Raw genomic sequence first — 14457 nt, 5'->3', positions numbered from 1 at the left:
GCGCTAGGCGCGCGGAGCGGCCACGGACCGGGCGAGCGCGGCGCCGAGCACGCCGAACACCGCGCTGCCGAGCATGAGCGCGGCGATCGGCCACCAGTGCCCGGTCGCGGCGAGCAGCGCGGTCGCCGCGAGCGGGGCGAGCCCGCCGCCGACGATCGACGCGGCCTCGCGCCCGATCGTGATGCCCGAGTACCGCACGCGCACGTCGAACAGCGACGCGAACCACGCGGGCTGCACCCCGTCCGCCGCGGCGTTCACGAAGCCGATCGCGAGCGTGACGACGGCGATGACGAGCGCCGCCGAACCCGTGTCGAGCACGACGAACAGCGGCACGGCGAGCACGCCGAGTCCGCCGAGCGCGACGAGCACGACCCGGCGCGGTCCGACGCGGTCGCCGAGCGCGCCCCACAGCGGGCAGAGCACGGCCGCGACCGTCGCACCCGCCAGCAGCGCGGTGAGCGTCACCCATCGCGGCATGCCGAGCACGGTCGAGGCGTAGCCGAGGCAGAACACCGAGATGACGTAGAAGCTCGTGTTCTGGCCGAGCCGCACGAGGAACACGGCGAGCACGTTGCGGGGCCGGCGCACGGCCTCGACGAGCGGGCGCCGGGCGCGGCGTCCGTCGCGGAGGACCGCGGCGAACTCGGGCGACTCGTCGACGCGCCACCGCAGGTACGCCGCCACGGCGAGGAGCACGAGACTCGCGACGAACGGCACGCGCCATCCCCACGCGAGCAGCGCCGCCTCGTCGAGCACCGCGACGAGCACGACGAACGCGAGGTTGCCGAGGACCAGCCCGACGTACACGGCGCTCGAGATGAACCCGCCGCGCAGCCCCCGCCGGCTCGGGGCGTGCTCGAGGGCGAGCAGCACGGCGCCCGACCACTCGCCGCCGGTCGCGGCGCCCTGCACGAGCCGCAGCCCGACGAGCAGCATGGGCGCGAGCGCCCCGACCTGGGCGTGCGTGGGCAGCAGCCCGATGAGCGCGGTCGCGACCCCCATGACGAGCAGCGTGGCGATGAGGGTGCGCCGTCGGCCGATGCGGTCGCCGAAGTACCCGGAGACGAGCCCGCCGAGCGGCCGGGCGACGAACCCGGTCGCGTAGACGGCGAACGAGAGCAGCACGCCCGTGAGCGGATCCTCGCCGGGGAAGAACAGCACCGGGAACACGAGCGCCGCCGCCGTGCCGTAGAGGAAGAAGTCGTACCACTCGAGCACCGTGCCGAGCGACGCGGCCGTGACCGCACGCCGGGTGCGCGCCGGGTCGTGCGGCGGCTCGGTGGGGTGAGCGGATGCCGCGGGCGCGCCGGTCGCGGTCGTGGCGCTCATGCGGGCACCCCCTCCCCGGGCGCGGTCGCCGACGCCGCGAGCGGCGCCGCGAAGAACGCGTGTTCGTGCTCCGACGAGCGCCGGTAGGCGCGCCGCATCCGCTCGCGTACCTCGGGCGTCGCGCGCGCCGCGGTCGCCGTCACGAGGTCGATCGCCTGGCGGTTCGCGACGGCGAAGCCCGGGTCGGCGTAGGTCGCGAGCCATGACGCGTACGGGTGCGCGGGGTCGAGCGCCGCGGGGCCGAACTCGCCGGCCGCGAGGCGCGCGCCGAGGTCGGCGTACAGCTGGAAGCACGGCAGCAGCGCGGCGATGAGCACCGGGTAGTCGCCGCGCGCGCCGGCCGCAGCGAGGTGGTCGAGGTACGCGGTTGTCGCGGGTGCCGGGTCGGGCGGCGCGGTCGTCCGGCCGAGCCAGGACCGGTGCAGCTCGAGCTCGCCCGCGATGGCGCCCTCGGCCGACCTCGCCCAGAACGCCTGCGCCGTGGCATCCGGTGCCAGCCCCGCTGCCACGGCGAGCACGCGCGCGTAGTCGCGCAGGTAGAGCGCGTCCTGCGCGAGGTAGAACCGGAACGGCTCGCGCTCGAGCGTGCCGTCGGCGAGCGCGCGGATGAACGGCAGTTCGTCGATGCCGCGGCGCACGTCCGCGATGCCCTCCCACCAGTCGGTCTCGACCTCGGCGGGCGTCGGGGCGGTGGCGAGTCCGCCGCGCGCCCACAGCCCGGCGAAGTGGTGCACGGGCCCGTGGCCGCCGCCGACCTGCAGCGTCTCGCCGTGGCGCAGCGACTCGCGCAGCCAGCGGCGCGCCTCGGCAACGGCGGTCTCCCAGTCGCCGGTCGCGGCGCGTCGCGTGGCGATCGCCGACGACAGCGAGCAGCCCGTGCCGTGGGTCGCGGTCGTCGCGATGCGCTCGCCCGGGTACTCGACGAGGCGAGCGGATGCCGCGTCGACGAGCGCGTCGGGCGCGTCGGCGCCGCCCAGGTGCCCGCCCTTCGCGAGCACCCGCACGCCGGTGGTCGCCGAGAGCGCCTCGGCCTGCGCGATCGCCTCCGACCATGTGCCGGCTGGCGCGTCGGCGCCCGCGAGCACGGCGAGCTCGGCGAGGTTCGGCGTGACGAGGTCGGCGTGGGCGAGCAGGTCGCGCAGCGCCGCCTCGGCGTCGGCGTCGAGCAGGCGGTCGCCGCTCGTGGCGAGCATGACGGGGTCGAGCACGACCACGGGCGGGCGCGTGCGTGCGAGCCAGTCGCCGACCGTGCGGATCACCTCCGCGTTGGCGAGCATGCCGATCTTCACCGCGTCGACGGTGATGTCGTCGGCGATCGCGTCGAGCTGCTCGGCGAGGAACGTCGCGGGCGGCACGTGCACGGCGCGGACCCCGCGGGTGTTCTGGGCGGTGAGGGCCGTGATGACGGCCATGCCGTACCCGCCCGATGCGGCGATCGCCTTGAGGTCGGCCTGGATGCCGGCGCCGCCGGAGGGGTCGCTGCCGGCGATGCTGAGCACGCGCGGCACCGTCGCCTGCAGTGGTCGGGCCGCACCCGACGCAGCCGGGCGCCGCTCGAGGCTCGTCCACGCGCGCGCGAACTTCTGCGCGGCGGCCCGCGGGTCCGCGGCGGCGCAGACGGCCGACACCACGGCCACGCCCGCCGCGCCCGCAGCCCGAAGGTCCGCGACGTCGTCCGCTCGCACCCCGCCGATCGCGACGCAGGGCAGCGGGCTGGCCGCGGCGATCCGCGCGAATCCCTCGATGCCGAGTGCCGGCGGGTGGTCGGGCTTGGTCGCGGTGGGGCGGATGACGCCGACGCCGAGGTAGTCGACGGTGCCGCGCGGCATCCGCTCGACCGCCTCGAGGTGCGCGGCCGTGTTCGCGGTCAGGCCCACGATCGCGTCGGCGCCGAGGACGTCGCGTGCGCGGAGGACCGGGACGTCGCCCTGGCCGAGGTGCACGCCGTCGACGGGCACTCCGGCACGGCGGGCGGCCGCGGCCACCTCGAGCCGGTCGTTCACGAGCAGCGTCGCACGGCCGTCGATCGCGTCGGCGAGCGCCTCGAGCTGCCGGAGCACCTCGGCGTCGGAGGCGGCCTTGTCGCGCAGTTGCACCGTGCGCACGCCGCCCGCGACGGCGTCGGCGACGACGGATGCCACGCCGCGGGCGCCGCACTGCGCGGCATCCGTGACGAGGGTGAGGGACAGGTCGAGCGCGCGGCGGGCGCTCACGCGCGGGCTCCGGCCGCGACGGCGGCGACCGCGTGCGCGGCGTCGGCGTGCGCGGCGGCGCGGGTCACCGTGAGGTGCGCGCGGGCCCGCAGGTCGGCGGCGTCGACGGCGGCCAGGGCGTCGAGGAAGCGGACGCCGAACGTGCCGGGACCCAGTGGGGCGTGGTCGTCGGCCCGCCCGGAGGCGAGTTCGGCGGCGACCGTGTAGACCGCGGTCGCGGCGACGGTCGCGTCGAACGCATCGTCGCCGGTCGTGCGGGCCGTCGCGAGGAACGCCGCGGTCACCGCGCCGAGCGCGCACCCTCCGCCCGTGATGCGCGTGAGCAGCGCGTCGCCGTTGGCGATCCGCGCGGTGCGGACGCCGTCGGTGATGAGGTCGACCGACCCCGAGACCGCCACGACCGACCCGTGCGTCGCAGCCAGCTCCGCGGCGGCGCCGGCCGCGGCATCCGTGCCGTCGGCGGCGTCGACCCCGCGCCCGCCCGCGCCGGCCCCCGCGAGCGCGAGGATCTCCGACGCATTGCCGCGGATCGCCGTCGGCCGTGCCGCGAGCAGTTCCCGGGCCAGCGCCGTCCGCACGGGCAGTGCGCCGACCGCGACCGGGTCGAGCACCCACGGCGTGCCCGCCTCCGCGGCGGCGGCGACGGCCTCGCGGGCCGCGTCGCGCTGTTCGGGCTGCGGCGTGCCGAGGTTCACGAGCAGGCCGCCCGCGACGCGGGCGAACGCGCCGGCCTCGCCGGTGAGGTCGACCATCGCGGGGGCGGCGCCGATCGCGAGGAGCACGTTGGCGGTGACGTTCGTCACCACGCTGTTGGTGATGCAGTGGGTGAGCGGCGACTGCTCGCGCAGGGCGCCGAGGAGGCGTGCGGCGGTCTCCGCCGCGGTCTCGTGGGCCGTGGCATCCGCGTCGGATGCCGGCACGGCCGACTGGTGGGCAGGGTCGATGGACAGACGTGCGCGCATGGCGACATCCCTTCGCTAGTCCGAACTAGATCAGGTTCGACGGGTGTGATCTCAGCCGCTTCATCCCGCTCGGCGGGTGGGGCGGCACCCCGTGTCACTGCCGGCGAGCATAGCGGCCGGCGAGCGGATGCCGCGAGCACGCGTTCATTCCGCGACATCCGCGTCGCGACGTCGTAGCATCGCTCCTGCGGGCCCCCATCCCGCCACCCCGATCCGCTTCCCACCCCTCCGCTCCGCACACCCCCGCTGCCACCAGGAGTCCGGATGACCGACCTCGCCGACGACGACCTCGCCCCGACACCGGGCGCGCCCGCGGACGTGCGCGCGCCGGTGACGCCGTCGCACGCCGAAGGCCGGACCGGCGCGCACGCGCAGCCGATCGAGGTGCCGAGCGTGCCCGCCCGCCGGTCGGTCGTCGACCGGCGCCGGTACTTCCTCAGCAGCGTCGAGCCGAGCGGCGAGTTCGACGCGGTCATCATCGCGGTGACGGATGGCGCGCGCCGCCGCTACTTCACCACGCGCGACGGCGTGCGGATGGACGAGGTCGACCACGACTGGTTCGACCGCCGCAGCAGCGAGGGCGGCCGGTCGCTGCTGGAGCTCGACGACCGCGAGCTCGGCGAGCTCGAGGCGGAACTCGGGTTCGTGCGGCCCGTCCGCGGGCGGGACCCGATCGCGGAGGCGGAGGAGGAGGCCGGAGACGACGTGGATGAGGACCCGCAGCCCGAGCGAGACGATGACGCGGAGGCCATGACGGAGGACGCCGAGACGACCGCCTCGGAGTCGCGACGCTCGACGTTCGTGCACGCCGCCCCCGCGGCGTCCGTCGACGAGTCCGAGCCGGCGGCATCCGTCGACGACACCGAGCGCGAGACCGCACCCGACGCCGACCCCGAGCCCGAGCCCGCCGTCGCGGAGCCCCCTGCACTGGCCGGGACGGAGGCCGTCGAGCAGGTCGCGCTCGCGAAGGGCATCGCGTTCGTCGCGCACCGCGGGCAGCTCGACCGGGGCGGCGCGCCCTACATCGACCACCCGGGTCGCATGGCCGAGCGGTTCGACCCCGCGACGCACCCCCTGGAGGCGGCGGCGGCCTGGCTGCACGACGTGCTCGAGGACACGCCCGTGACCGCGCAGGAGCTCTTCGAGGCCGGGGTCCGGCCCGACGTCATCGAGGTCGTCCGGCTGCTGACGCGCTCGCCGGGAGTCGCGGCCGAGGAGTACTACGCGCGGATCCGCGCCCACGACGCGGCCCGGCGGGTGAAGCTCGCCGACATCGACGACAACACGGCGCGCTGGCGCCTGCGTCGGCTCGACTACGAGACGCAGCTCCGCCTCGTCGAGAAGTACCGGGTGGCCCGCCGCTCGCTCGGCGGGTGACGGCGCGGCGCGACGGCCATCCGGTCGGGGGTCAGCGCAGCACCGACACGCCCAGCGTGGCGAGGACGCCGAACGCAACGCCCCACATGACGATCGAGATCGTCTGCCAGAGGATCACCGCGTTCTTCGACGCGCCGAACGACACCATCGCCGCGGAGGTGATCTGGCTCGGCAGGATCGTCTGCCCGAGCAGGCTCACGCCGGGCACGCCGTAGCGGTCGAACCGTTCGCGGAGCCGCCGGCGTCGCGGCGACTCCTCGACCGGGTCGCCGTCGAGGTCGTCCCCGCGGCCGGCGGCGACGCGGGTGCGCACGCGGTGGGCGCTCAGCACCACCACGACCATGGAGACGAAGTTGCCGACGATCGCCGCGATGATCGCGACGACCGGGTTGAGGCCGGCGAGCACGCCGATGACGGCGCCGGCGTACGACTCGACGAACGGGATGGCGGCGGCGAGCATGACCCCGAACCACTGGAGGAAGACGGGGAGGGAGGAGGTGAAGTCCTGGAGCGCTTCGATCATGCCTCCAGCCTCGCGTCGCGCGCCGATCCTGCCCAGTGTCGCGGCGTCACCGGTTGACGGGCGATCGCGCACGCAGGACCGTGACATATGTCATGGGCGTACGCTCGGCGGCATGGCTCCACCACGCGACTCCGCCCGCGGAGTCCACGCCACCTGGCTCTACACGCTCAGCTCGATCGTCTTCGTGCTCATCCTGCTCGACGGGTTCCTCCTGCTCGCGCTCGCCGAGGCGATGGCGGACGGAGCGGATCCGGAGACCGTGGCGCTCGTCGTGGCGGTGCTCCTGTCGGTCGTGGTGCAGGTGCGGTACGCGTGGTTCCTGCGCGTCGGCCGCGGTGGCGGGTTGCCCGCGACCGGGTGGACGGTGGCGCTGCTCGCGCCGGCGGGAGCCGCATGGGTGATCGGCCTCGTCGCCCCGGGAGGGTCGCTGCTCGGCGCGCTGCCGCTGTGGGTCGCGATCTGCCTGGTCGCGGCCCTCCTGCCGAAGTCGGCGCGCTGGGCGCTGATCGTCGGGGGCGCGGCGCTCACGGCGTGCCATCCGCTGCTGGCGGGAGTGATCGGCCGCGGCGTCGAGGCGGGCGCCGGGCCGGGCGCCGGCGTGCTCCTGTTCTACTCGGCATTGCTGCCGTTCATGGTCCTCACGAGCCTCTGGTGGTGGCAGATCGTGGTCGAGCTCGACCGTCACCGCCGCGCGGCCGCCGAGCTCGCGGTCGCGCAGGAGCGGCTGCGGTTCGCCTCCGACCTGCACGACATCCAGGGCCACCACCTGCAGGTCATCTCGCTGAAGTCCGAGCTCGCCGAGCGGCTCCTCTCGATCGATCCGGATGCCGCGCGCGAGCACGTGCACGAGACCCGCCTGATCGCGAAGCAGGCCCTCGAGGAGACCCGCCGCCTCGTCGCCGGCTACCGCGAGGTCGCCCTCGATGACGAGCTCGAGAACGCCCGCGAGGTGCTCGCCGCCGCGGGGGCACGGTGCGAGCTGCACGTGGGCGACCTGCCGACGGATGCCGCGACGCGGACCGTGCTCGCGTCGGTGGTGCGCGAGGCGACGACGAACATCCTGCGGCACAGCGAGGCGTCGCACGTGCGGTTCGCGCTCGCGGCCGCGGACGGCCGGGTGACGCTCGAGATCGAGAACGACGGCGTCGCCGACCCCGCTCCGGACCCCGCTCGGGACGGCGCGACGGCCGAGGGGGCGGTGACGGATGCCGCGCGGCGGGTGCCGGGCAGCGGACTCGCCGGGCTGCGGGAGCGACTCGCCGCGGTCGGCGGACGCCTCGACGCGGGGCCTGTGGCGACGGGCGAGCGGTTCGTGCTCCGGGCGACCGTGCCGGTCGCGGTCGGCGCCACGGCCGGGGTGGGCGAATGAGCACCGGCGCGGACGCGGCGGGTGGCGGCATCCGTCTGCTCATCGCCGACGACGAGCACCTCATCAGGGGCGCGCTCGCGGCGCTGCTCGGCCTGGAGCCGGACATCGAGGTGGTCGCGAGCGTCGACAACGGCCTCGCGGCGATCGAGCAGGCGGCGGCGACCCGGCCCGACGTGTGCCTGCTCGACCTCGAGATGCCCGGAGCCGACGGGATCGAGGCGGCCACGCGCATCCTCGCGACGGTGCCGACGCGGGTCGTGATCGTGACGCGGCACGCACGGCCGGGCGTGCTGCGCCGCGCGCTCGCGGCTCGCGTGTCGGGGTTCGTGCCGAAGTCGACGCCCGCCGAGGAGCTCGCACACGTCATCCGCGACGTGGCCGCGGGCCGCCGCTACATCGACCCGGAGATCGCCGCGACCGCGCTCACCGCCGAGCGCTGCCCGCTCACCGACCGCGAGCTCGACACGCTCCGCTTCAGCCGGTCGACGATGAGCGTGGTGCAGATCGCCGATCGGCTCCACCTCGCGCCGGGCACCGTGCGCAACTACCTCTCGTCGGCGATGACGAAGCTCGGCGCCGCCTCGCGGCACGAGGCCGCCGAGATCGCGTGGCAGCAGGGGTGGATCTGACCCGGACGGGCGGGCCGCGCCGCGCCGCGCTCGCTCAGGCGTGGTCGGCGAGCGCCGCGCTCTCGGCCGACGCCGAGGCGCCCGGCCAGCCGCCGTGGTGCCGGCAGGCGGCCGCGGCCCAGCGGGCGCCGCGCTCCAGGGCGACCTCCTGCCCCAGTCCGCCCACGCGGGCATCGAGGTAGCCCGCGATGAAGGCGTCGCCGGCGCCGGTGGTGTCGACGACGTCGGTCGGCATCGCGCGCTGCGCGAACCACGCCGAGCCGTCCGTCGCGACGGCGCCGGCGGCGCCGCGCGTCACGACCGCGAACCGGGCGCCGCCCTCGAGGGCGGCGATGGCCCAGGCGCGGGCATCGCCGTCCTCGCCGACCGACCCGAAGGCGACGTCGAGTTCGGTGAAGCCCGTGGAGACGGCGCAGTCCTGGCTGACGATCGGCCCGCTGCCGCGGGCGTCCCGCCGCCAACGCAGCTGCGCGCGGAGCTCGTCGGCTCGGGGCAGCATGCCGACGTGCACCCAGCGGGCCCCCGCCAGCCGCTCGAGCTGCGCATCGCTCGGGAAGTAGTCCGCCGTCACGCCGAAGTCCTCGTGCTCGAAGACGCGGTCGCCGTCGGTCACTCGGATGGTCGTGACGGCGGTCGTCCCGGGCAGCGTCACGAGGCCGGCCGGGTCGATCCCGGCGCGATGGAGACCGCGCGTGATCGTGCGCGCGTGCGCGTCGGCGCCCACGGCACCGAAGTAGGCGACGGTGCCCCCGCGCATCGCGAGCTGCGCGGCGACGTTGAACGCGTTGCCGCCCGCGAACCGGGCGGACTCATCGCCGACGTACCGGTCGATCGTGTTGTCGCCGACCGTCGCGACGACGAGGCCGCTCGATCCGCGGGAGGCGCGCATCATGCGTTCCCGGTCGGTCTCAGTACTGCAGCTGCCGGTAGTAGCGGCGCGTCGTGAGCGGGTGGTCGCGGAGCACCTCGAGGTGGGCGCTCAGCCGCTCGAGGGCGGTCGCGAGCAGCGCGGGCGCCAGGAGCGCGCGCACCTCCGGGGTGAAGCCGAGCAGCTCGAAGTCTGCGGTGTCGATCACCTGCAGGGTGTCGGTGATGCGCGGCACGAACGCCTCGACCCGCTCGACGAGGGCGCGGCCGGCATCCTCGCCCTTCAGTGCGATGACGCTCACGCCCGGCTCGAGCAGCTCGAGCGTGCCGTGGAAGAAGTCCGAGGCGTGGACGGGCCGCGTGCGGATCCACTGCATCTCCTCGAGGATGCACATGCCGTAGTAGAACGCCTCCGGCCAGCTCGCGCCGGCGCCCGTGATCACGTGGTAGTCCGACCCGGCGATGACGCGCGCGAGCTCGGCCGCGCGCGGCTCGAACGAGCGCTTCACGCCGAGCAGCGCGTCCGGCAGGGTGGCGAGCTGGGCGAGCACGGCGTCGTAGTCGTCGAACTCGCCGCGGGCGCGCATGATCGACAGCGCGATGAGCAGCGACTGCACCGTGAACGTCTCGCTCGAGGTGTCGTCGGCGGCGAACGTCGTGAGGTTCCGATCGGCCCGCTCGGCGAGGGGCGTGTCGGCGTGCCCGGTGAGGGTGAGCACGGTGGCGCCGCGCTCCTGGGCGTATTCGAGCACGCGGATGCTCTCGGCGGTCGTGCCCGAGAGCGACGGGATCACGACGATCGAGCCGGGGCCGAGGTGCACCGACCCGGTCTCGACGAGCTCGGCGGGCATCTCGTGGAACGTCGGGAACGTGGACCGGGTCTGCAGCAGCCGCACCGCCGGCTGCATGAGGATCCCGGCACCGCCCGAGCCGAGGAAGAAGACGTTCGCAGCCCCGGCGTCGAGGCGTTCGCGGATGAACGCGTCGATGGGGCCGGCGAGCGCGACGGCGCCGGCCTGGATGCCGAGGAAGCGGGCCTCGTCGAAGTTCAGCATGGTGGTCCTTTCGTGGTGGTGGGGTCGTGGCGGTGCCGCCCGGATGGCGCGGCGCCGCGAGGTCAGGCGGCGGAACGCGCCGCGAGCTCGCGCTCCACGGCGGCGAGGCACTGCTCGAGTGCGGGTCGCGGGTCGAACGCGTAGGTGCCGTCGCCGAAGAGCTCGAACGTGGCGAAGCCGCCGTAGCCGCGGCGGGCGAGGGCGGCGAGGATCTCGCCGAGCGGCAGGTCGCCGTCGCCCCAGGCGAGGTGCCCGGCCGGCGTGCCGTCGACGAGGTGCACGTGGCGGATCCGACCGCCCAGGGCGTCGAAGTAGTCGTCGACGGTGTCGCCCGCGACGGCCATCGCGACGGTGTCGAGCGCCGCCCCGAGGTTGGGCGCGTCGACCTCGTCGAGCATGCGCGCCAGGGTGGCGGCGTCGTTGACGAGGTTCGACTCGACCCGCTGCAGCGGTTCGAGCACGCACTCGAGCCCGAGCGTGGCGGCATAGGCGGCGATCTCGCCGATCGCGTCGACCGAACGCCGCCACGCGACATCCGTCGACTCGTCTTCGAAGCCCCGCCCGGGCGTCAGGAACAGCATGGGCGACCCGAGTTCGCCGCACAGCTCGGCCGCGCGGCGGAACATCGCGATGCTCGACGCCCGCAGCCACGGCACGGGCGAGGCGACGTTCACGGGGTAGATCACCTGCTCGGGCGTCAGGCACTGCACCGCGAGGCCGCGATCGGCGAGCCGGCGACGGATGCCGCGGGCCTCCTCGGCGCTCACGTGCGGCACGTGCAGGTGCGGCGCGATGCCCCAGAGTTCGACGCGTTCGCGGCCGAGGTCGACCATGTCGTCGAGGAACCGGTCGAACGGCAGGTGCTGGTACGAGAAGTTCGACCCGGTGATCCGGTCGAGGCGGATGCCGCTCACTTGCCGATCCCGTCGGCGAGGCCCTTGATGAAGTACCGCTGGCAGGCGAAGAACAGCACGACGACGGGCAGCGCGGCGATGACCATGCCGGCGAACACGACCGGGTAGTCGGTGCCGTGCTTGCTCATGAGGCTCGTGAGTCCCACCGGGAGCGTCTGCATCTCGGTGCCGCTCGTGAAGACCATCGCGAACAGGTACTCGTTCCAGGCGAAGAGGATGTGCAGGATCACGACCGAGATGATGATCGGCCGGCACATGGGCAGGATGACGCGCCAGAACGCGGTCCACCGGCTGGCGCCGTCGACCTCGGCCGCCTCGTCGACCTCGCGGGGGAGGTCGATCATGTACGCCCGGATGAGGAACGTCGTGAACGGGATGCGGAACGCGGTGTACAGGATGAGCAGCGCCCAGAAGGTGTTGTACAGGCCCATCGACTGGAACATCTTCACGAGCGGCACGAGCGCGACGGTCGGGGCGAGCATGAGCCCGCCGAGGATGACGGCCGCCCACGTCCGCGACAGCGGGATGTTCACCCGGGTGAGGCCGTAGGCCGCCCAGGCGCTGATGAACACGGTCGCGATCGTCGAGGTGACCGTGACGAGGATGCTCGTCGTGAGGTAGTTGCTGACGCCGCGGTTCCATGCGGCCGCGTAGTTGTCCCAGCCCCACTGCAGCGGCAGCGCGAACGGGTTGCCGAACAGCTCGGCGTTGGTCTTGAAGCCGTTCAGCACCATCCAGGTGAGCGGGTAGACGACGACCACGACGAGGCAGAGCAGGAAGCTCCAGACGAAGACGCGACCGACCGTGCCGGCGAACGAGAGACGGGTCACCATTCCACCCTTCTGCGGCGGTTGATCCAGAGCTGCACGAGCGCGATCGCGAGCGTGACGACGAAGATGACGGTCGCGGTGGCCGCGGCGTAGCCGAAGTCGTTGCGCACGAACCCGTTGCGGTAGAGCCACGTGCCGAGCACCTGGGTGGAGTTGTTCGGGCCGCCCGAGGTCATGACCATGACCTCGTTGAAGACCTGGAACGCGCCCGAGATGGTGACGATGATCATGAGCCCGGTCATCTCGCGCACGAGGGGCAGGGTGATCGTGAAGAAGCGGCGGATCGTGCCGATGCCGTCGATCGCGGCGGCCTCGTAGAGCTCGGAGGGGATCCGCTGGATCGCGACCGCGAAGAGCAGCGTCGAGTAGCCGAATCCCTGCCACTGGCTCATGGCGATGACGGCGACCATGGCGGTGCTCTCCTGTCCGAGCCACGGCTGCGCCCACGCGGCCAGGCCGATCTGCTCGAGCACGTGGTTGAGCAGCCCGAGGTTGGGTTCGTAGATGAAGTAGAAGAGGAGCCCGGCGACGGTGAGCGAGATCGCGGACGGCACGAAGTAGATCGCGCGCAGGCTGCGGCGCCAGCGGTCGCTGCGGATGCCCTCGATGATCGCGGCGAGCACGATCGCGCCGAACACCTGGAAGGCGAGCGAGATCACCGCGTAGAGCACGTTGTTGCCGAGCGACGACCAGAAGATCGGGTCGCGCACGAGCTTGGCGTAGTTGTCGGCCCCGATGAACTCCTGGCTGCCGCTGTAGATGTCCCACTCCATCGTGGAGAACCCGAGGTTCTGCACGAGCGGCAGGTACACGAAGACGGCGAGGACCACCAGCGCCGGCAGGATCCATGCCAGGCCGGCGAGGCGACGGATGCCGCGGCGCGGGAGTCGGACGCGGCGGCCCGGCGGGGTGCCGGCGGCCTGTGCCACCGGCACCGCGCCGACGCGCTCACTGGGCTGCGTCAGAAGCATTCCGCACGCTCTCGAGGATCTGCTCGGGCGTCGAGCCGCCGCTGATGAGGGCCTCGCCGCCGGCGAGCCAGGCGTCGGCGACCTCGGGCACGGTCACGGTGTCGAGCCAGATGACGAGGTCGGAGGCCTCGTTCACCTTGGTGATGCCGTCGTAGACGGCGACGCTCGACGTCTCGGGGGTGACCGCGCCGACCACGGTGCTCGGCTGGCCGTAGGGCGGCGACGAGAGGGTCGTGGCGTTCTCGAGGGTGGTGGCGAACTTCATGAAGTCCACCGCGAGGGCGGCGCGGGGCGACCTGGCGTTGATGAGGTAGCCCTCGGGAGAACCCTCGATCGCCTCGGGGTCGCCCTCCGCGCCCTCGGGGACGGGCAGCGGGAAGATGCCGAACTCCTCCGGCGTGAGGGTGTTTCCCTCGGCCGTGACGGTGTCGAACTCGAGGATCTCCTGGTAGTACATCGCGGCCCGACCGCCGGCGAGCGCTTCCTGCGCGGTCGTGTAGAGCACGCCGTTCGTGCCCGTGCCGGTGTCGGTGCACTCGTCGACGAGCGTCTTGAACTGCTCGAGCGAGGCGACGTAGCCCGGGTGGTCGAGGGTCGCGGTCGCGGGCGAGAAGTCGTCCTGCAGCACGTCGGCGGGCACGTTGTACGCGAAGAGCTGCTGCAGGTAGTGCAGGGCCGGCCAGCCGTCCTTGTTGCCGAACGCGATCGGCTCGTAGCCGGCGGCGCGGAGGGGCGCGCAGCTCTCGATGAGCTCCTCGAACGTGGTGGGGACCTCGATGCCGACCTCCTCGAAGATCGCGGTGTTGTAGCCCATGAACTTGCCGTTGTTGTAAAGCGGGATGCCGTAGTACTTCCCGTCCACCTCGAAGGCGCTGAGCGGGGCCTCGCCGAAGGTGTCGCCCCACTCGGTGCCGGGGGCGATGACCTCGGTCAGGTCGGCGGCGAGGCCGCCGTCGATGAAGTTCTGCGCCCAGTTGCCGGTCCAGGTGAAGTAGATGTCGGGCAGGGCGCCGGATGCGGTGAGCGTCTTCGTCTTGTCCTTGACGCTCTGGTCGGTCTCCTGGATGAGCTCGACGGTCACGTCGGGGTGGAGCTCCTCGTACTCCGCCGCGAGGGTCTCGAAGTACGGGCCGAGCGGGTCGCCGCCGAACTTCGTGAGGATGCTGAGGGTGCCGGCGTACTCCGGCTCGGCGTTGATGTCGGCAGCCGGGGCGGCGTTGCCTCCGGCGCATCCGGCGAGAGCGAGCGCGGATGCCGCGGCGAGGGCGGTGACTGCGGTGATTCTCGGTGCGTGCATGGTCTTCCTTTTGGTCGAGGCGAAGGTCGGACCAGACCGGAGGTGGACGCTCCGGCGACCCGCCGTTGGATCGAGGTGTGACGCGGACTTGCTTGGTGGGGCATGACTTTACACAGAATCT

At 73.5% G+C, this 14457-nt stretch carries 13 protein-coding genes and 1 riboswitch; of the genes, 3 read left to right on the top strand and 10 right to left on the bottom strand.

Features of this window, described 5'->3' with window-relative positions; genetic code table 11:
- Positions 1–3: 3 nt before the first annotated feature.
- From M1L56_RS07855 to thiM, 3 genes are all read right to left on the bottom strand, one after another.
- Positions 4–1329: an MFS transporter gene (locus M1L56_RS07855; RefSeq protein ID WP_248598803.1), complete on the bottom strand. Its 1326-nt coding sequence runs from the start codon at positions 1327–1329 to the stop codon at positions 4–6.
- Positions 1326–3542 carry a bifunctional hydroxymethylpyrimidine kinase/phosphomethylpyrimidine kinase gene (locus M1L56_RS07850; protein ID WP_248598802.1) on the bottom strand — a complete coding sequence of 739 codons (2217 nt, stop codon included), beginning with the start codon at positions 3540–3542 and terminating at the stop codon, positions 1326–1328. Before M1L56_RS07850 ends, M1L56_RS07855 begins: the two co-directional genes overlap by 4 nt.
- Complete coding sequence (thiM, locus tag M1L56_RS07845; protein WP_248598801.1) at positions 3539–4504, bottom strand: hydroxyethylthiazole kinase; 966 nt, start codon at positions 4502–4504, stop codon at positions 3539–3541. Before thiM ends, M1L56_RS07850 begins: the two co-directional genes overlap by 4 nt.
- A riboswitch (TPP riboswitch) is annotated at positions 4495–4606 on the bottom strand. It overlaps the preceding gene by 10 nt.
- Positions 4607–4768: 162 nt before the next feature.
- Here thiM and M1L56_RS07840 point away from each other — a divergent pair.
- Positions 4769–5881: a hypothetical protein gene (locus tag M1L56_RS07840; RefSeq protein WP_248598800.1), complete on the top strand. Its 1113-nt coding sequence runs from the start codon at positions 4769–4771 to the stop codon at positions 5879–5881.
- Positions 5882–5912: 31 nt separating this feature from the next.
- Here M1L56_RS07840 and M1L56_RS07835 read toward each other — a convergent pair whose 3' ends face one another.
- Positions 5913–6404 (bottom strand): hypothetical protein, encoded by a 492-nt coding sequence (locus tag M1L56_RS07835; RefSeq protein WP_248598799.1) that lies wholly within the window; start codon positions 6402–6404, stop codon positions 5913–5915.
- Positions 6405–6516: 112 nt separating this feature from the next.
- Between M1L56_RS07835 and M1L56_RS07830 the strand changes: the two genes are divergently transcribed.
- Positions 6517–7773, top strand: coding sequence for a sensor histidine kinase (locus M1L56_RS07830; RefSeq protein ID WP_248598798.1), 1257 nt, complete (start codon positions 6517–6519; stop codon positions 7771–7773).
- Entirely contained in the window at positions 7770–8402 is a 633-nt protein-coding gene (locus M1L56_RS07825; protein ID WP_248598797.1) for a DNA-binding response regulator, read from the top strand. Before M1L56_RS07830 ends, M1L56_RS07825 begins: the two co-directional genes overlap by 4 nt.
- 34 nt (positions 8403–8436) lie before the next feature.
- On the opposite strand, the gene M1L56_RS07820 is transcribed toward M1L56_RS07825, so the two are convergent.
- The 6 genes from M1L56_RS07820 to M1L56_RS07795 form a co-directional block, all read right to left on the bottom strand.
- On the bottom strand, positions 8437–9294 hold the full coding sequence (locus M1L56_RS07820; protein WP_248598796.1) for a PfkB family carbohydrate kinase: 858 nt from the start codon (positions 9292–9294) through the stop codon (positions 8437–8439).
- 16 nt (positions 9295–9310) lie between these two features.
- On the bottom strand, positions 9311–10324 hold the full coding sequence (locus M1L56_RS07815; protein WP_248598795.1) for an SIS domain-containing protein: 1014 nt from the start codon (positions 10322–10324) through the stop codon (positions 9311–9313).
- A gap of 62 nt (positions 10325–10386) precedes the next feature.
- Complete coding sequence (locus M1L56_RS07810) at positions 10387–11238, bottom strand: TIM barrel protein (protein ID WP_248598794.1); 852 nt, start codon at positions 11236–11238, stop codon at positions 10387–10389.
- Positions 11235–12071 carry a carbohydrate ABC transporter permease gene (locus tag M1L56_RS07805; RefSeq protein ID WP_067945569.1) on the bottom strand — a complete coding sequence of 279 codons (837 nt, stop codon included), beginning with the start codon at positions 12069–12071 and terminating at the stop codon, positions 11235–11237. Before M1L56_RS07805 ends, M1L56_RS07810 begins: the two co-directional genes overlap by 4 nt.
- On the bottom strand, positions 12065–13039 hold the full coding sequence (locus tag M1L56_RS07800) for a carbohydrate ABC transporter permease (RefSeq protein WP_248598793.1): 975 nt from the start codon (positions 13037–13039) through the stop codon (positions 12065–12067). The genes M1L56_RS07805 and M1L56_RS07800 overlap by 7 nt, the downstream gene beginning before the upstream one ends.
- Entirely contained in the window at positions 13017–14336 is a 1320-nt protein-coding gene (locus M1L56_RS07795) for an ABC transporter substrate-binding protein (protein WP_248598792.1), read from the bottom strand. The genes M1L56_RS07800 and M1L56_RS07795 overlap by 23 nt, the downstream gene beginning before the upstream one ends.
- Positions 14337–14457 lie beyond the last annotated feature (121 nt).

Origin of the sequence: Agromyces sp. C10, assembly GCF_023217995.1 — a bacterium.
Taxonomy (GTDB): Bacteria; Actinomycetota; Actinomycetes; order Actinomycetales; family Microbacteriaceae; genus Agromyces; species Agromyces indicus.
This window is presented reverse-complemented; position numbering and strand designations above follow the sequence as displayed.